Consider the following 18,644-nt stretch of genomic DNA (forward strand, 5'->3'; position numbering starts at 1 on the left):
GATTTACTTAGTTATCCATAATCTGAGTATTTCTCCATTCTTATCTGGTGGTCTGACATCGTTTCCTTTACGTGCCGTAAAATTGATAGTGACTTTATAGTCTTTATCAAAAGCATCACGCAAAAGATCTAACATTCCTTGATGTACCAAACTATTTTTATCATTTCGTAATTGGAAACCAAAAGCCATATTGGTGTTATTTGCAAATTTAATTATGACTTCAGAATCAATACTATCACTATTTGGCCCAAAACCAGACCCAACTTCATTAATTCGTAAGAAAGATAATTTACCCGAAGTCTGTTGTAATGATTGCCCAAAAATTTCTGGCATTATTGCAAATAGTAAAAGAGCACAAAGAATTATAGTTGTATTTTTCATATTAATTGGTTTAATTCCAGTAATATACGTTATTTTATTTGTTAAAAAAAAATATCCATATTATTCAATTCTCAAGTGCTTGTAATAAGGGATCTCCATGGTTAGAATGAGAACTATGTTCTTAATTCTTTACATTATCAAAAATAGAATATCGATGCTAAACTCAACCTTATAAAATTTTGGTAAAACAATAGGAGAAATGAGCCTACATATTTTAGAGGTTTAGTAAAACAGATTCTTTTATTTTGGCGTTGGCGTAATTACTTTTAACATAATATCTACCGATATAGACCTAAAGGCACTATATCTGATATTATGTGTAAATAGCCTGAAATACGGCTATACAGCAATTACTGTATATTTGTATTATAATGTTAGCGTTATGTTACTTTGCTTGGGTAAAAGCAAAATATTACTTTTCATTTTATTAAAAGTTTTATACTAAAAAGTTACTTCTACAATGTTAATGAAATCGACGATAGGAGATTCACGAGGACTTATTTGTAAAATATAAGAGACGCGAGTAAACACTTATTATGTTGACTGACAGAAGGATGGAAGTGTAATATGTGTGGAATGTTATAAATTATTGAGGTTTCAATCAACTCCAATTTTTGCTAAACCTAATTCTTACAAATTCACTATATTTGATTATTCTCTTAATTAATATTAAAAAACCAACGCATGTATATTAATATAAAATTAGAACAACACGGAACAGATTTACCTTCAATACCATTTAAAATAGAACTAGACGAGCTTCAAGATGCTTTAGAAAATTGTTACATGCAATTAGGAACACCTTATGATCCTATTAAGATAGATAATTTTGTAACTGTCGGTAAAAATGCATTTTCTCAAATCGATAAAAAAACAAAAGTTTCAATAAGCTTAGAAACAGATCAAAATGAGGATGATTTATCTAAAATTATTGAACACAAACTTGTGTGTTGTAAAGTTAAAAATGTAGATAAAACATTTATAAACGAAGAAAGTTTACTTAACCATTGGGAAAAAATATTTGAATACAATAAAGAGTTCGTTTATAGCGCTCCAGATGGCACCTTATATATCTCGCCAAATAAAGATGGAAAATGTGTGATTTCTACAAAAAATACGACTCATGATTATAACGTATCATACAGTATTTTAATATCCATGAAGATAAAACTTGAGCATCAAAAGCCACGTCAATTTTATTTAATACTCGATCCTTTGGTAAAAGTTAGTTCTACCCAAGGGACTAGACCACCTGATGAAGATTCATAAAGTTTTGATATGTAATTATAAAAATAACATCTTATTTTCTGTATTTGTTGCTCTTGTATTTATTGCAAGCTCTTTTGCGCAAAATATTACTGTTGCTGATAGTCTTGTGAAAATTTTAAAGGAGAATAATCTTTCTAAAGAAGAAAGGTCTAGAATATTGAGCAAAATATCTTATAATCATATGGATATAGATTCTTCTCTATTTTTTGCTAAGCGTGCACTAGCTATAGCTAAAGATATAGACAACCTTTCTTTGCAAGCCGTTGCTTGGGAAGAAATTAGTCATATTGAACGTCGTTTAGGTAACAATTCAAATTCACTTGAAGCTTCTTTAACAGCTTTACATATTTATGATTCCTTAAGTTTAAAAGAACGTAAAGCGGCTTCATATGTACAATTGGGAAGTAATTCTATAAGTGATGAAGATTACATTTCAGCAATCAAATATCTAAAAAATGCAGAACATATTTATACTATTTCTGATAAAAGAGGGAACCTAATATTAACCAAACTCAATCTTGGCGAAGCCTATCGTTTAGCTGGAAAACTCGATAGTGCTGCTATCTACTTTAAAGAAACTCTAAAAAAAAATAAAACACTAAATAGCGATATTGTACAAAGTTATTCATTAGGTAATTTGGGTATGGTACTGTCTGCCCAAGGCAATTATGAAGCTGGGAAACAGCATCTTAATGAGGCTATTAAAATTCTAACACCTCTAGATGATTTTTATTCTACATCTATATATACTGCTGAGCTAGGTGATATTTATGTGAAAGAACAAAACTGGAGTTTAGGGGAGTCAAAACTGCTAAAAGCTTATAATTTGGCTATAAACTCTGGTTTAAAAGAACAAATAAGAGATTTTAGTAGAAAACTTACCGATTTTTATAAAACGCGAAAACACTATGATAAAGCGTTAAGCTACTTAGAGGTAAATCGTATATACCAAGACAGCTTGGTCAATAAAGCCTCAATACAAAAAGTTGAGCAACTTAAGGCTAATTATGAAATAGGCAAAAAAGAAACAGAAATAAAATTACTAAACACAATTAATACCAATCAAAAAAACCAATTGATTTTACTAATCATTAGTGTTTTTATATTTAGCCTTTTAGCTTACATGTTGTTTAGAAGTAATAAAGCCATTAAAAAGGTAAATAAACGCGTATCTTCTCAAAATGTGATTATAGAAAAACGAGAACAAGAAAAAGTACTATTATTAAAAGAATTAAATCATCGTGTAAAGAATAATTTGCAAATGATTTCGAGTCTTTTAAACTTACAGAGTCGAGAGCTTAGTGGGCACCCAGCTCAAGAAGCCTTAATAACAGGGAAGAATAGAGTAGAGGCACTGTCCTTAGTGCACAGGAAATTATATCAAGAAGGCTCTGAAACAAAAGTTTTTTTAAAGGATTATATAGAAGAATTAGTGTTAGGTCTTTTTTACAGTTATAATATAACTTTTAAACCAAATTTAAATATTGACAACTCAAGCATTTCTATAGATAAAGCAATTCCACTTGCATTGATTGTTAATGAACTTGTAGTTAATTCCATAAAATATGCCTATAAAGATATAAAGAATCCAATTTTTAAAATACAGGTTAAAGAAGTAAACGATAAGTTAGAAATAGACATTAGTGATAATGGCATTGGTTTTACTGAAAAAGAAGAAGATAAAGCAAATTCTTTTGGTATAAAGCTTATAACTTCCTTAACTGAACAGTTAGATGGCAGTATTAAAAGATTATTATCTCATGGTACACATTGGAAAATAATAATAAAAGGCGCTTAAATTTATGCAAACAGATAAAATGTTTAATAGTATTTCTAAAGTAAAATTACTAATTGTAGAAGACGAAATTTTATTAGCAAATGATATCGCTAATAAGCTTAGTGATAATAATTATCACATTGTGGGTATCGCAGATACCGCTAAAAAAGCATTAGAAATATTAGCCAAAAATCATGATATAGATATGATATTGATAGATATTATTCTAAAAGGTGAATTTGATGGTATAGAGCTTGCTCGTTTAGTAAATGATAAATATAGTATTCCATTTCTTTTTCTAACATCTCATGCGGACAGTTATATTATTGAACGAGCTAAAAGTGTTAAGCCACATGCTTATTTACTTAAACCATTTAACAATCGCCAAGTCTGTATTGCAATTGAACTCGCTTTAAAAAACTTTTCTAATAAATTTTCTGAAAATGAAATACTAGATAAAAGGGATTTTGACTCTTCAGAAAATCAAGTGCTTAACATTAAAGATAGTTTGTTTCTTAAAAAAAATCATCATTTTGAACGCGTTCGCTTACAAGAGATTCTCTTTTTAAAAGCAGACAGTAATTATTGTACTATACATACTAATTCAGACCGTTTTATCTACTCAGTTGGACTAAACAAAGTAGAAGAACAACTACCAGTTAAACGTTTTATGAGAGTTCATCGAAGCTATGTTGTTAATATCAGTTCTGTAAATGGCTTCGAGGGTAATATGCTTTTTATTGGTGATAATAAAATCCCCGTTAGTAAAGCTCATAAAGACGAAGTCTTCAAACTTTTTAGAACTATCTAAAATATATCACATCATTTTTATAGTTCACAATTAATTATTTTTTACTTACTCATAAATTTTGGCTGTTTACTAAAATAATCTGCCCATTCACTCATCTATTTTTATTTAAAGGATTTGTTTTATCAGATTTGAGAAACGAAAACAAATATTAATCTTTAAATAAAAGTATCATGAAAAGAACATTAAACGTTTCTGGGCAATCTATAAGCCAATGGGCTGGAGTCCAGGTTTGGCAGGGAAACCGTGGAATTTTTCGCAATATTACAGCTTATTGGAATTGGTCTAGGACTTTTCATCAACATTACGAAGTTGTTAGATACGATGATGGTTCGTTTTGGGTGCCAGCATCAACAAATCCGCCTGCAGTTTGGGGAGGATATACTCAAATAGTTGGCACAGTACCTACAGGCGTTCAGCCAGTTAATCCAAATGGCACAGAATTTAGACCAGATACAACCTATATCTGGATTCCATATAGAAGCATTCCACAACATATAATACCTGGTATAACAACCAATCAAGTTGTGTGTGGATATCCGCTTTATCCACCAATTCATTTATTAGAATTTTCAGTAAACCAAAATAAATTAATTAAATCAAAAACAATGAAAAATCAAAAAATTATTGCCACGCACAATCTTCTTGATGCTATTTTAGCACCAGAAGAAAACAGTCAATCCAATTTTCAGGATAAAGACGGATTAATCTCATTTGTAAACCTAAGTAGCTCCTTTGTTAAAGATAATAAAGAGTTTGAGTTAGGTCAACAAACGTGTGATAAGATTTCAAATTTTATAGCAACTTTGAGAACAAAGGTATTTGATAAATTATCTAGTGGAGCTTTAAAACCAGTAGGTGGTGATCCTAAGCCAAAAACACAGTGGGATAAAGCAGTTACACACTACATGTTTTATTTACTTACAGAAATGGGAGGACTAACCAATTTCAGTATAACTTCTGAAACATATTCCGTAACTCAATTTGTTATGGATTTTAACACTGCATTTGTAAAAATATTATTTGATGCGGCAGTAGTACCAGAGGCGATAATTGGAGATATTTCTAGTTTTATTGGTGGCGTAGGTGAATCATTACGTTTTAGTTGGGATGATAAAAAAAGAACATACAATAATGTCCTTCTAGGGCAATGTCATGAGGCTGTTCCTATGGATTCAACTGGAGATTATCGCTATTTTCCAAAAATTAAATACTATCATATTGTTATAGATTCTTCGCAGCAAGAATTTACTACACCTTGTACTGATACTAAAAAAGTAACATTTAACTTTAAATATGAGTATTATGTAACCGGATTAAATTCAGATTTATTTGACAAAAAGTCTCAACTTTACAAAGATTTTAATGCGTTTCTAGATAAAGCTCAACAGACAAATGCTAAGGATGCTAATAATAAATTAGATCAAATATTAGATGGAACAGTATCAGATGGTCTAAATGCTAAGCCAAGTGTTTTAGGCGCGATTATAGATCCAGATGTAAATGTATTTGGCGTTGATTTGAACCAATATCCTAAAGTTAAAATTCAACCTGAATCAGCTATACAATCAATTTTAAATCATTAAGAGTATCATAGTAGTATTATTTTAATTGAGTTATAATCTTTCTCTAAGGTTATAACTCAATTTTATACTAAGATAAAAGCGAATGTTATAATTCTTCTTCGTTATAACTTATCTAAAAAGTAAAACAACTCAAAGAAAGCATTTAGGCTTAAACCTAGAGGCTTTCTTTTTGTGATAATAGCACCATTTAAAACTGATTTTATTAGGCGCTTACTATGGTTTTAATAGAAATAACAGCCCAGTAATTGGTAAATTAATTCTTGAACAAGTACCAGATAAAGAAGCTCAAAGTTTAAAAGTAAAATTTAAAGATATAAATCCAGTTTTTCATCATTATTTATATTCGCAGCGTATAAATATCCAAATACCTTAAAATTTTAATGATTACTAATACGTAGACCCGAGGAGAATGATTCTAATGAAGTTAGTATGACTGTGGGATATTTGACATAGTATATAATTATAGCTATCATTTTAATAATAGTGCTAAATACAATATAATCGCCAGCGCCATCATTCTTAAATATTGCTTCATCTACTGGATAAACCAATATTGTAAAATGTATTATAATGTTAGCGTTATGTTACTTTGCTTTGGCTAAAAGCGAAAGTTTATCTACAGTTTCTTAAAAAAATTTATTCTCAAATGTTTCTTCTTCAATGTAATGATACACTTTTTATGCGACGACGTAGGAGGGAAGCATAATGTGTGTGGAATGGTAATTAACTGCCATATAGTTTATTAATACTGCTTTTGTATGTTTGACCAATTGGAATTTTTTGCTCATTGATTAAAATACGATTACCCTCTATGAATTTTATTTTATCAATCGCAACAATAAATGATTTGTGAACTCGTAAAAAGTTAGAAGGATTTAATAAATCTTCATAGTGAGAAATCTTTTCATGACTCACAATCATTCCATCTTTCAAAAACAGTTTGGTGTAATTTCCGTAGGCTTCTATGTATAATAAATCACTCAAGTCAATTTGATGGTGTTTTTTATCTCCTTTTACAAAAAACCGAGTAGAGCTTTCTGATGATCTTGAAACCTCTTTAATAACGGTCCTTGGAGCCTGAACATCTGAAACTTTATTTACAGCTTTAACCAAACGATCAAAACTAAAAGGTTTTAAAATATAATCAACTACGTTTAGTTCAAAGCCTTCTATAGCATGTTCTTTATAAGCAGTAGTAATAATGGTTTTTGGTGGTTTTGTCAATGTTTTTAAAAATTCTAAACCTCTAAGTTTTGGCATATTGATATCTAAAAACATAAAATCTACAGTGTTTTCATTTAAAAACTGCATGGCTTCCATGGCATTATAACAATTTTCTTCTAACTGTACATGTGGTAGCATACTACAAAACTCTTCAATAATTTCATGTGCTAGCGGCTCATCATCAATGATTATATATTTAAGCATGTTTAGAGATTTTTAAAGTTACTTTATAAGTATTGTTTTCTTGACAGCTATCAAGTTCGTATTTTTTCTGATAAATTAAAGCCAATCTACCTTTTAGATTTGTGAGTCCAATTCCATTAGTTTCACTAATTTCTTTAGGATCAAAATTATTCTCTATTTCAAAATTAATGAACTCTTTATCTTCATACAATTTGATATGAATAAAGGCATTTTCTGTAAGGGTTTCAATACCATGTTTAAAAGCATTTTCTAAAAGAATGATGAACAATAATGGTGCTATTGATAAACTCGTGTCTATTTCGTGTTTAAAACTAATGTCTACGGTTTTTTTATACCGAATTTTATGAAGTTCTATATAATTATTTAAGTATTCAATTTCATCTCCAAGCTTAACGGTTTCTTTTTCACCTTCATAAATGGTGTAACGCATCATGTCCGATAATTTCAAAATAACATTTGGAGCTTGTTTAGAATTTTTAATAGTTAAAGCATATAAGTTGTTTAAAGTATTGAAAAAGAAATGTGGATTTATTTGCGCTCTAAGTAATGACAATTCTGTTTTAGATTTTTCGGCTTTTAGGTTTTGCACCCATTTCCATTGCTGATATATCCATAGACATAAACCCAAAAATAGAGGAAGTGGAACTAAGAGGAACAAAAAATGAATGTCTTCTTTAATTTTCGCATAAGCCTCAAAATCAACTGAAAACAAACGAATATAAGTAAAAAACAGAAGAAGAGGCACATAAAAAAGTACAATTAACTTCCAGTATTTCTTTACGAAAGAAGGCTTTAACAAATACACAAATCCAATCCAAAAGAATGCTAATAGTACAATTGTTATAGGATTATCGCGAAAGCTCATTAACCTGTCTATGGCCAAAGTTATTAAGAATAATAGGATCAAAGCTAAGACACCTATAATAGCCCTCTTGCGTTTTTTTAAAAATGAAATCATACTTCAAATTTACTGATGTTAAGTTGTTCTCACAAAGTTATTGATATACACTATTCAAATTAGTACAAACACAGGTATTTCCCGGATGAACTGAATTGAGAGTGATTATAGGCTAATGGGACTCCATTATTATCGGCTTTGTCATATTTAATTCTGTAGCCTAAACTAAGGACATATGTTTGTATCAAGTTAATATTAAAACTAAAAATTATGAGAACATTAAGCAACACACAATTTAGAATTAGAGTAAATGCGTCTAACAGTAATACATGGAATTCAAAAAGACGTTTTAGATAATTAAACACATCAATTAAAAAGCTAACAATTATGAATACATTAAAAATTAATAATCTAACCAAGACCTATCCTAACGGAGTAAAGGCTCTAAACGGAATTAATTTGGAAATCACCAATGGAATGTTTGGTTTATTAGGACCAAATGGTGCAGGAAAATCATCATTGATGAGAACGTTAGCGACATTACAAGAAGCTGATAGTGGTACTGTCACCTTAGATGGTATTGATATACTCAATCAACCAGAAGAGCTTAGAAAAGTTTTAGGATATCTACCTCAAGAATTTGGAGTATATCCTGGAATAACTGCCGAACAACTTTTGGATCACATGGCAATTCTAAAAGGAATAATCAATTCAAAAGAAAGAAAACAACTAGTAGATTACTTATTAGATAAAGTAAATCTTTATGAAAAGAGAAAAAAGAATGTAAAAAGTTTTTCTGGAGGAATGAAACAACGTGTTGGAATTGCTCAAGCGTTAATTGGTAATCCTAAATTAATCATTGTAGATGAGCCTACTGCTGGTTTAGATCCTGGAGAGAGAAATCGTTTTTATAATTTGTTATCCGAAGTTGGAAAAAAAGTAATCGTTATACTTTCTACTCATATTGTTGATGATATACGTGAGTTATGTACCAAAATGGCTGTTATGAATTCTGGCCAAATTGTATACCAAGGAACTCCACAAAATGCTATTGATGATTTAGACGGAAAGGTATTTCAAAGAATTGTGGCTCGAGAAGATCTAGAAACATATGCGAATAACTATTCTATTATTTCGAACAAAATGGTAGGAGGGCAGCCATTAATTCATGTGTTTAGTGAAACCAACCCTGAAAATGGATTTGAGTTAGTGAACCCTAGTTTGGAAGATGTTTTCTTTTCCAGAATAAACACATCAAACACTTTAGTTTAATTTAAAAATTATTTATCATGTTCATGACTTTCTTCTTTTCAGAATTAAAATATGCTTTCAAACGACCGATGATTTACATCTTTTTAGGATTAATGACTCTCTTAACCTTTGGAATTACAGCAAGCGGTATTCCATTTTTTGATACCATTGGCAATGCTTATGTAAACGCGCCTCACACCATTACAGTTTACACAACTTTTTTGACCCTTTTTGGTTTAATGATTGCTGCTTCATTTTTTAATAATGCTGCTTTAAAAGATCATGAGAATAATTTTAATGAGATTTTATTTAGTGCTCCAATAAGTAAATCAGGTTATTTCTTCGGAAGATTCTTTGGCGCATTAGTTTTGGCAACGATACCTATGTTAGGTATCTTTTTTGGGGTTATATTAGGTACTATACTTGCACCTGCTTTGGGCTGGGTTGATCCTGAACGTTTTGGAAATTTCTATTTGGAAACATTTATAAACAACTATTTCCTTATCATTTTACCAAATATGTTTTTTGCAGGAACTATCATTTTCACAATAGCGAACAAGTGGAAAAGTACTGTAATTTCATTCGTTGGGTCATTAATCATTATCATTGGCTATATCGTTTCTGGAGCATTCATTTCAGATATTGACAATGAGACAATCGCAGCTTTAACTGATACTTTCGGGATTAGAGCTTACGGATTGTATGCAAAATACTTCACATCAATTGAGAAAAACACCCTAAGTCCTTCTTTTTCTGGACTACTAATTCTTAACAGACTGTTATGGACTATAACAGGAGTAATTATTCTTGCCATTTCTTATTTTAGTTTTTCATTCCGAACTAAAAACACAAAGTTTAAAGCTCCTAAAGAAGATATTATAAAGTCCAAAGGAACATTTATACTTCCTGAATTAAATCCTATTTATGGTGCAAAAACAGAATGGACTCAATTCAAAAGTTTCTTTCTGATTAATTTCTTAAACATTGTAAAAAGCGCCGCGTTCAAAATATTATTTCTCTTTAGTGCTATAATTTTAATCGCAACCTTGTTTGGAGGAGCAGAATATTACGGACTGAAATCGTACCCTCTTACTTATAAAGTAATAGACACTATAAGAATATCAACAGAGATATTTGTGATTATTATTTTGGTATTTTTTAGTGGTAATTTAATATGGAGAGATCGAGAAAGTAAAATCAATGAAGTAATTGATGCTACACCACATACGTCCTTAATTTCACTATCTACAAAAGCACTTTCATTAGTAAGTATTGCCACGATGATACATGTGTTTTTCATTATCTGCGGGATATTTTATCAATTGGCAAGTGGGTTTTATAACATAGAATTAGACATTTACTTTTTAGACTTTCTTTACACGAGTTTAATGACTTACATCGTTTGGAGTGGAGTCATGATCATGATTCAAGTGCTTTTAAGCAATAAATATATAGGGTATTTTGTGTCTATTTTGGTAGTATTTCTTTGGAGTTACCTATTATCAATTTTTGATGTAGAATCTAATATGCTTTCAATTGGCGGTGTACCAACAATGATCTACTCAGATATGAATGCATTTGGGCCATCTTTAAAAGGAGTAATGTGGTTCAATTTGTATTGGGTTCTATTTTCTTTTATTTGCTTATTGATTGCTGGAGCGTTATGGAATAGAGGCGCTATTAGTTCTTTAAAAGAGCGAATTCAAATTGCAAAAAAACAAATACCAAAGAACTATCGAATAATTGTTTTTGGAACAGTTTTTTGTTGGATTGCAGTTGCAAGTTTTGTGTTTTATAATACTCAAGTATTGAACAAATATAAAACAAGTAGAGAGCTTGTACAATTGGCTGCTAATTATGAAAATGAATACAAAAAGTATAAAGATAATGAACAACCAAAAATTAGTGAAATAAAGTACTATGTTGATATATTTCCTTACAATAGAAATGCGCTTGTAAAAGCTACAATGACGCTTGTTAATGAATCTGAATCTATTATTGATTCTATTCATTACAGTATCGATTCACGTTGGGAACCTGAAATTAAGATACCTAATTCCAAATTGGTTTTAGACGACAAGAAGCTTGAATATAGAATTTACAAATTGTCAAAGCCAATGAATCCTGGAGATGAAATAAATATTGAAATAAACACGCAATACATATCAAAAGGATTTGAAAATGGAATTGGAAATACACGAATTATAAACAATGGTACGTTCTTAAATGAATCACGAGTCTTACCTTCACTTGGATACCAGTCCAGAAATGAAATAAGTGATAAAAACACACGTAAAGAATACGGTTTAAAACCGAGAATTGGTATCCCAGAATTAGAATCTGTGGATTCTCATTACCGCATGAAAAACGATCTAACAAATGGTACTGCTGATTTTATTAACATTGAGGCTATAGTCTCAACCTCAGGTGATCAGATCGCTATTGCACCAGGCTCTTTATTAAAAAAATGGGAAGATAATGGACGTAATTATTACCACTATAAAGTAGATCATCCATCTCAGCATTTCTACTCTTTTATGTCTGCAAAATATGAAGTAAAAACACGTAAATGGAACGATATAGATATAGAAGTTTACTATGACAAAAAACATCCTCAAAATGTAACTATGATGTTGGATGCTATGGAAAGATCGCTTGATTATTATACCAAAAACTTTGGTCCATACATGCATAAACAATGCAGAATAATTGAATTTCCTAGATATGCGAATTTTGCACAAGCTTTCCCAGGTACAATGCCATATTCTGAAGGTCTTGGTTTTATAATAAACTTAGAAGACGAAGAAGGAAACAATATAGTGGATGCAATCATTGCTCACGAGATGTCTCATCAATGGTGGGCACATCAGGTAGTAGGTGCTAAAATGCAAGGATCCACTATGCTCAGTGAAAGTTTTGCCGAATATTCTTCTTTAATGACTATGAAGAGTATTGTCAAAAAACCAATGAAAATGCGTAAATTCTTAAAGTACAATCACGATAGATATTTAAGTGGTAGAAGTAATGATTCGGATAAAGAGTTACCACTTTATAAGGTAGAAAATAAAATGCATATTCATTATGGGAAGGGAAGTGTAATTCTTTATGCATTACAAAATTATATTGGTGAAGAAAAGGTGAATACCGCCATGCGAAACTTCTTAGAAGAATTTAAATATAGAAAACCACCTTATCCTACTTCTTTAGATTTTATGAAACATTTGGAACCTCAGGTTCCTGATTCCTTAAAATACTTAGTAAACGATTGGTTTAAAGAAATCACCTTATATGATAACCGATTAGAAAAAGCTTCCTATAAAAAATTAGAAAATGGAAGGTATCAAATCACGATGGATATCGAGGCTAAGAAATTATTAGCTGATACTATGGGAAATGAAACACCCATGCAATTAAACGATTGGATTGATGTAGGTGCTTTTGCTGATTCAGGTGAAGAGAGATTACTATTTGTAAAAAGAGTAAAGATGGATAGGCCTGAAATGACATTCAACTTTGAAATTGATTCGATCCCTGCAAAATTAGCTATAGATCCCTTTCATTTATTAATAGATAGAGTATATGAAGACAATATAAAAACTGCAATAAAAATTATGCTTAACAACAAATAAACGCCATTCCCGCCTGCCGGACGGGCTGGAAAACAGGTGTTTATTCAAACCAATACCAACAATAATTAGTTAAATTAAAAACGTGTTATGAAAAATTTTATATTTTTTTCAATTAAAATTATCGCTGTATTCTTTACGTGCTATAGTAATTTATTCGCCCAATCAAAATTAGAAATCAAATTTCAGCCGGATGAGTCAATTTATGTTTATGAAACCAAAGGTTCCGGAACTCCAATTGATTTATATAGTGCTGTAATTCAAAATATAGCAATTATTAACCACTCAAATGAGGACGCAATTATCGATGACGTTGCGATTATAGTAACGCGAGACGGAAAGGAATTACAGCGATATAAAGTCCAAGACACCATTTTGAAACAATCTGCTAAAAAATTCAAAACCTACCAAGAGAAAGGAATTTTGCAATATTATGATTTTCAATTCCAAACGAGTAGATATCTAAAAGACATCACTTTCTCCGAAAGCACAACTTTATCAAATGAACAAGCGATTGTAATTACTCATCGAACAATGCTTTTTCAAACATTGCCTGATTTGGTTACTGTTGTGGTAAAAGCGCATGACCCTATTGGAAAGTCCATAATAGGAAAAGGTAGTTTGAAGGTTATCAATCACAAATCAAAGAACGAGTATCACTTTCCACTTAAAGGTACATGGCAAGCCTTGGGCGCACCATCATTAATAAGCCATCACAGATGGGGGAGTATCCAAGAGTTTGCACTTGATCTCGTAAAGATTGGCAGCGATGGTACCACTCACATAGGCGACGGGGAGAAACTCAACGATTACTATGCTTATGGAGAACCTGTCTACTCAATTGGTGATGGTAAAGTAATCTCTACTTCTTCTGAAGCCACCGAGTCAAACAAGAATCTGAAACAAGCGAATGAAACTAGTGACGAATATTCGGAAAGGTCAGTTGCAGATCAAGGAAAGCTTTTAGCAAAAGGATTCTCATATGTAATGGGTAATCATGTCATTATCCAACATGACAATGGCGAATATTCTTATTATCTACATTTAAAACAAGGAAGCTTAACGGTTAAACCTAGTGATATCATAAAAAGAGGTCAGCACATTGCCAGCTTAGGGCATACTGGGAATAGTACAGAACCACATTTGCATTTTCATGTTACGGATGGGCCAGATATGGCTTACTCCAGAAGCATTCCAGTTTCTTTTAAGAATATTTCCATCTATCCAGACGATAGTCCCAATATTCGTCACATACATTATGGACAGTTAATAATAACCAAAGATTAAAATAAATGTTGGTAACAATAGATAAATAAACATGAAAAAAGCAAACATTAAAAAAGTAAACATTGCGAGTCTGGTCTTATTAATTTTTCTTAATATCTCTTATGCTTTTTCCCAAACGGGAAACAGCAATATAGAAAGCAAAATAGAATACTTTCAACAGAGAAACGAGGCAATAAGTTTAGTCAATAATGAACAATGGCAAGAGGCGATTCCAATTTTAGAGAACCTAACAGGACTCTATCAAAGCGATTCAGATTTGTTTTATGTACTAGGACTTTCCTATTATCAAGATGAGCAGTATCAAAACGCCATTACGGCACTAAAGAAAACTCTTGACCTTGGCGGAACTATCTTAACAGGAATTCCGACAGGTTCAGCGCCTTCAAATGATATTATGATAAAAATTGCCGAAGCTTATGCTGAAGATGGAGATAAAGATAACGCTTTGTTATGGCTGCGAAAAGGTTTTGCAGCACGTTATGACGAAAAACCCTTCATAAAAGGCAGTTCTGCTTTTAAAAGCTTCAATGAAGATGAAGATTTTCTAGCGCTATTTGGGAATGATACTCAAAAAGATATAACAAGAGAAGAAGCTTGGTCTAGAGATATTACATATTTAGAGAAACGAATTAATGAGTTACGGTATAGCTCTAAAGCTATTTCAAAAACAGATTTATCAAAAGAAATTATAGATATAAAAACAAATATAGCGTCATTATCCGATGAACAAATAATTTTCAAAATAATTAAACTATTCGGAGCTTTAGGAAGTGGCCATAATTTTATTTTACCTACATCTCCAAGTAAAGGTGCTTTAAAAAAACTACCCGTTCAGTTTTATCAGTTTAATGATGGGTTATTTATTGTTGATGCTGAGGAAGGTTTCGAACAATGGATTGGCTTTAAAGTAGATTTGATTGAAAATACACCTGTTGAAGTGGCACTTCAAAAAACAAATGCTGTAAATGCAAGGGATAATGATATGCAAATACTTTGGTTAGGGCCTTATTATTTGGGATTACCCGATGTATTAGAAGGTTTAGGAATTATTAAGAACGCGAATCAAGTAACAATAACCATAAGTGATAAAGAAGGAAAATCTAAAAAAGTAACCATGAATCCGATTTCTTGGAAGTTTACGGGTATGCCAATATTACCAAAGCTAAAAACAGAAAATCAACCTTTATTTTTATCAAAAAAAGAAGATAATTATTGGGCAAAAACATTGCCTAAGTATAATGCAATGTATATACAATTTAACGTAGTCCAACAAAAAGAAGGACTGACTTTGTTGGATTTTAATTTGAAACTTCGAGAAAACATAAAGCAAAGCAATTCTCAAAATTTAATTTTGGACATGCGGTTTAATAGCGGTGGAGATGGTTCTATATTTCCTCCCATGCTAAAAACATTAATCGAATTTGAAATTCTAAATCCGAAAGGAAAAATTTTCGTTTTGGTCAGTAGAGAAACATTTTCTGCGGCTCAAAATTTATTGACTGAAATAACAAAGTTCACAAATGCAATTTTAATGGGTGAGCCTAGTGGATCAAGACCAAGTTTTATTGGAGAAGCAGGATGGTTCAAATTACCATATTCAGGTTTAATGGGAATTGTAGCTTCACAATATCATCAAACTTATAAAGCAGAAGACCATCGTAACTGGATCGCTCCTCATATTCCAATTAGTTTATCATCGATAGATTATTTCACTGGAAATGACAAGGTTTTGAATGTTATAATGGAAGTTATAAAAGCTTCTGAAATAAAAAATAAAGACTAGGCATAGCACTAAATAAACACAATTAAAACAGGTGTTTATTTAAACCGTTAGAATTTAGATGTTTAACTTGGCCTCATGAAATTTTGGTTAAAACAGGAGTTTTAATATTTGATTAATACATCAATTATTAAAATCTGCCAGTTGATGCGGTTGGAAAAATTGCCTAAATTTATTGTTATAGACCCCTATGGAACGCGATCTGATGAAAACTTTACAGATAATTTAATAAGTGTATAATGTTCATTTATAGTTAAATAAATGATAAAAAAACTCAAATAATATGACAACATTAGTAGTAGGTGCAAGTGGTGCAACAGGAATGAAATTAGTTGAACAACTTCTTATTAGAGAACAAAACGTAAAAATAGTTGTAAGATCTGCTGAAAAGTTACCTGAATCATGGAAAAATAATGAACGGTTACATATTATGACTGCAAGTATTTTAGATCTTAGTGACTTAGAGATGACCAAATATGTTCATGGTTGCAACGCAGTTGTTTCATGTCTTGGACATAATATGAATTGGAATGGAATTTATGGACAACCCAGAAAACTTGTTACAGATACAGCACGTAGACTATGCAGCGCGATTAAAGAAAATGCTCCAGAGCATCCTGTAAAGTATGTCTTAATGAATACTACTGGGAATCGTAACCGAGATTTAAAGGAACCTATTTCATTTGGCCAAAAGTGCGTTATTGGGCTTATAAGGTTACTTTTACCACCTCAAGTTGATAATGAAAATGCGGCAGATTATTTACGAACCGAAATCGGACAAGATAACCATTGTATTGAGTGGGTTGCTGTGCGACCAGACGGTTTAATTAATGAAGATGAAGTAACCGATTATATAATTTACCCTTCTCCAATTAGAAGTGCTATTTTTGACGCTGGTAAAACTAGTCGTATAAATGTTGGTCATTTTATGACAAATCTAATTTGTGATGGTGATTTATGGAATAAATGGAAAGGGCAAATGCCAGTAATTTATAATCAATCTACTAAGAATTAGTAATTTTTCAGTTTGCATATTACAAATTTTGCTTTCTTCAATACATTTCTGTTTTAAAATTATCGATGTTAAACTTGACCTCATAAAATTTTGGTAAAACAATAGGTGAGTGGAGCGTACATATTTTAGGGGTTTAGAAGCATTCTTGCCAACGGCATCAACCCGCTCAAAATTGCAAAGATTCTCAATCTTTTCAATTTGTGCCGCCTAAAATATAGCGAATGAGCAGTTAATTGTTTCCGAAATTATATGCAGTCTTGATTTTTTTGTTTCTTTTTTTATCAAGAAAAAAAGAATTAATAAAAACTTTATAAGTTCAAATCTTGAATTTCTATTTTACATAATATTAAATAGTTGCAATCAGAAAAAGATTAAATAATAATTAGAGAATATAGTAAGTGCTTAGAATTTTATTTTTACTCACTTATTTAATTATTTGCAGAAACTTCAAATGTGTTCGTGAATCTCCTAAAAAGTCGATTTCATAAAATTTAAGCTCTTGTGGCAATCCATGAGAATCGTCTAAAATTTTTTATTACGTACATTTTATCGAAGACGCGATTTTTAATAAGTGTAAAAAGGTTAGCTTTTATTTTGGCGTTGGCAAGCGATGGATAATTGTGTGTAAAATAAATTGCCAGAGCAATTTGATTTTATAAAACAATCGAGCGCTTGGTAGCGGCTATTTTACATAACGGCTAATTATAGATACATAATGTTTTAAAAAACTCTGCGAAGCAAACCGATTATTAGTTTAATGACCCAAGTTCCAATTATTCTTATGAAAACAAATGCTTCTGGGATATTTTACATAATACTACATTATAGCTATCAAATGGACTTCTCTCTTAAATAACCAAATGATAACATTTGTACTATAATTTATATTATGTTAAATAGAATATTTTACTTCAGCCCTAACTCTTTTTTAGAACCAATGTAGTCATACATCTTTTATTTTGTACAATAGTAGTTTTAACGTCCTCTAGCAAAGTAAAATTAAATTTATTCTGAATATACTCTAAAATTTCAGTAGTTAATAAAAACCTTGTTGAGCCATCTGGTAATTTATAATTCCCATTGTTTAAATATTCCACTTGGTTTTCCATACCAAAATTAGAAGCCATTCTAATAAATAAACTTCCTTCAGGTTTTAATATTCTGAGTAATTCTTCAAACATTTCTAAAAAACGGCTTAAATCTTTTGCAAAATGTAAAACTGCATTGCATATAACATGATTGAAATAATTAGTTTCAAAAGGAATATTTTCTACAACTGCTTGTTTAAAATGATTTTTTTGATTTGAGTACGTATTTTTACAATATTCTATATTATCCAATTTTTGATCAATTCCATAAATTGTAAATCCTGAATTGTAAAACCATTTTAAATTTCTACCATTTCCACAACCTGCATCTACTATTTTAGTTTTTGCTTGGTAACGATTTTTTAAAATCTGATCTAATAAATAAATATCAATTCCTTCAATAGAATCTTTTAATAACTGTACAGGCATAAATTAATTTTGTTGTTGCAA

At 30.8% G+C, this 18,644-nt stretch carries 13 protein-coding genes; 9 read left to right on the forward strand and 4 right to left on the reverse strand.

What is annotated here, in order from left to right; genetic code table 11:
- Window positions 1-3 precede the first annotated feature (3 nt).
- A complete protein-coding gene (locus DAD81_RS08125) occupies window positions 4-381 on the reverse strand; it encodes a hypothetical protein (RefSeq protein ID WP_157961103.1) in 378 nt (125 codons plus the stop codon).
- A 684-nt stretch (window positions 382-1,065) separates the two neighbouring features.
- On the opposite strand from DAD81_RS08125, the gene DAD81_RS08130 reads away from it, so the two are divergent.
- The 4 genes from DAD81_RS08130 to DAD81_RS08145 all read left to right on the forward strand — a co-directional run bounded on the left by DAD81_RS08130 (window position 1,066) and on the right by DAD81_RS08145 (window position 5,821).
- Entirely contained in the window at window positions 1,066-1,650 is a 585-nt protein-coding gene (locus DAD81_RS08130) for a hypothetical protein (protein WP_111707754.1), read from the forward strand.
- A complete protein-coding gene (locus tag DAD81_RS08135) occupies window positions 1,637-3,448 on the forward strand; it encodes a tetratricopeptide repeat-containing sensor histidine kinase (protein ID WP_111707755.1) in 1,812 nt (603 codons plus the stop codon). The genes DAD81_RS08130 and DAD81_RS08135 overlap by 14 nt, the downstream gene beginning before the upstream one ends.
- A 4-nt stretch (window positions 3,449-3,452) precedes the next feature.
- Window positions 3,453-4,238, forward strand: a complete 786-nt coding sequence (locus tag DAD81_RS08140; RefSeq protein WP_245949196.1) for a LytR/AlgR family response regulator transcription factor — start codon at window positions 3,453-3,455, stop codon at window positions 4,236-4,238.
- A 170-nt stretch (window positions 4,239-4,408) separates the two neighbouring features.
- On the forward strand, window positions 4,409-5,821 hold the full coding sequence (locus tag DAD81_RS08145) for a hypothetical protein (protein WP_111707756.1): 1,413 nt from the start codon (window positions 4,409-4,411) through the stop codon (window positions 5,819-5,821).
- A 723-nt stretch (window positions 5,822-6,544) separates the two neighbouring features.
- Here the strand turns inward: DAD81_RS08145 and DAD81_RS08150 are convergent.
- Window positions 6,545-7,249, reverse strand: a complete 705-nt coding sequence (locus tag DAD81_RS08150) for a LytR/AlgR family response regulator transcription factor (protein ID WP_111707757.1) — start codon at window positions 7,247-7,249, stop codon at window positions 6,545-6,547.
- The gene (locus DAD81_RS08155; protein WP_245949197.1) at window positions 7,242-8,114 is read right to left on the reverse strand and encodes a sensor histidine kinase; all 873 of its coding nucleotides are present in this window, start codon (window positions 8,112-8,114) and stop codon (window positions 7,242-7,244) included. The genes DAD81_RS08150 and DAD81_RS08155 overlap by 8 nt, the downstream gene beginning before the upstream one ends.
- Window positions 8,115-8,534: 420 nt before the next feature.
- On the opposite strand from DAD81_RS08155, the gene DAD81_RS08160 reads away from it, so the two are divergent.
- The 5 genes from DAD81_RS08160 (at window position 8,535) to DAD81_RS08180 (ending at window position 17,106) form a co-directional block, all read left to right on the forward strand.
- Complete coding sequence (locus DAD81_RS08160) at window positions 8,535-9,419, forward strand: ABC transporter ATP-binding protein (RefSeq protein ID WP_111707759.1); 885 nt, start codon at window positions 8,535-8,537, stop codon at window positions 9,417-9,419.
- Between the two features lie 68 nt (window positions 9,420-9,487).
- Window positions 9,488-13,027 (forward strand): ABC transporter permease/M1 family aminopeptidase, encoded by a 3,540-nt coding sequence (locus DAD81_RS08165; RefSeq protein WP_245949198.1) that lies wholly within the window; start codon window positions 9,488-9,490, stop codon window positions 13,025-13,027.
- 87 nt (window positions 13,028-13,114) lie between these two features.
- On the forward strand, window positions 13,115-14,311 hold the full coding sequence (locus DAD81_RS08170; protein ID WP_111707761.1) for a M23 family metallopeptidase: 1,197 nt from the start codon (window positions 13,115-13,117) through the stop codon (window positions 14,309-14,311).
- 256 nt (window positions 14,312-14,567) lie between these two features.
- Window positions 14,568-16,094 (forward strand): S41 family peptidase, encoded by a 1,527-nt coding sequence (locus tag DAD81_RS08175; protein ID WP_157961104.1) that lies wholly within the window; start codon window positions 14,568-14,570, stop codon window positions 16,092-16,094.
- 280 nt (window positions 16,095-16,374) lie between these two features.
- The gene (locus DAD81_RS08180) at window positions 16,375-17,106 is read left to right on the forward strand and encodes an NAD(P)-dependent oxidoreductase (RefSeq protein WP_111707763.1); all 732 of its coding nucleotides are present in this window, start codon (window positions 16,375-16,377) and stop codon (window positions 17,104-17,106) included.
- A gap of 917 nt (window positions 17,107-18,023) precedes the next feature.
- Here DAD81_RS08180 and DAD81_RS08185 read toward each other — a convergent pair.
- Window positions 18,024-18,623, reverse strand: coding sequence for a class I SAM-dependent methyltransferase (locus DAD81_RS08185; RefSeq protein WP_111707764.1), 600 nt, complete (start codon window positions 18,621-18,623; stop codon window positions 18,024-18,026).
- Window positions 18,624-18,644 lie beyond the last annotated feature (21 nt).

The sequence above is a fragment of the Lutibacter citreus genome, assembly GCF_003260195.1.
In the GTDB taxonomy this organism is placed as follows: domain Bacteria; phylum Bacteroidota; class Bacteroidia; order Flavobacteriales; family Flavobacteriaceae; genus Lutibacter; species Lutibacter citreus.

Excerpts from the sequence above, each read along its gene's own strand:
- DAD81_RS08125 (WP_157961103.1), bottom strand. The coding sequence starts at position 381 with ATGAAAAATACAACTATAATTCTTTGTGCTCTTTTACTATTTGCAATA.
- DAD81_RS08130 (WP_111707754.1), top strand. The coding sequence starts at position 1,066 with ATGTATATTAATATAAAATTAGAACAACACGGAACAGATTTACCTTCA.
- DAD81_RS08135 (WP_111707755.1), top strand. The coding sequence starts at position 1,637 with ATGAAGATTCATAAAGTTTTGATATGTAATTATAAAAATAACATCTTA.
- DAD81_RS08140 (WP_245949196.1), top strand. The coding sequence starts at position 3,453 with ATGCAAACAGATAAAATGTTTAATAGTATTTCTAAAGTAAAATTACTA.
- DAD81_RS08145 (WP_111707756.1), top strand. The coding sequence starts at position 4,409 with ATGAAAAGAACATTAAACGTTTCTGGGCAATCTATAAGCCAATGGGCT.
- DAD81_RS08150 (WP_111707757.1), bottom strand. The coding sequence starts at position 7,249 with ATGCTTAAATATATAATCATTGATGATGAGCCGCTAGCACATGAAATT.
- DAD81_RS08155 (WP_245949197.1), bottom strand. The coding sequence starts at position 8,114 with ATGAGCTTTCGCGATAATCCTATAACAATTGTACTATTAGCATTCTTT.
- DAD81_RS08160 (WP_111707759.1), top strand. The coding sequence starts at position 8,535 with ATGAATACATTAAAAATTAATAATCTAACCAAGACCTATCCTAACGGA.
- DAD81_RS08165 (WP_245949198.1), top strand. The coding sequence starts at position 9,488 with ATGATTTACATCTTTTTAGGATTAATGACTCTCTTAACCTTTGGAATT.
- DAD81_RS08170 (WP_111707761.1), top strand. The coding sequence starts at position 13,115 with ATGAAAAATTTTATATTTTTTTCAATTAAAATTATCGCTGTATTCTTT.
- DAD81_RS08180 (WP_111707763.1), top strand. The coding sequence starts at position 16,375 with ATGACAACATTAGTAGTAGGTGCAAGTGGTGCAACAGGAATGAAATTA.
- DAD81_RS08185 (WP_111707764.1), bottom strand. The coding sequence starts at position 18,623 with ATGCCTGTACAGTTATTAAAAGATTCTATTGAAGGAATTGATATTTAT.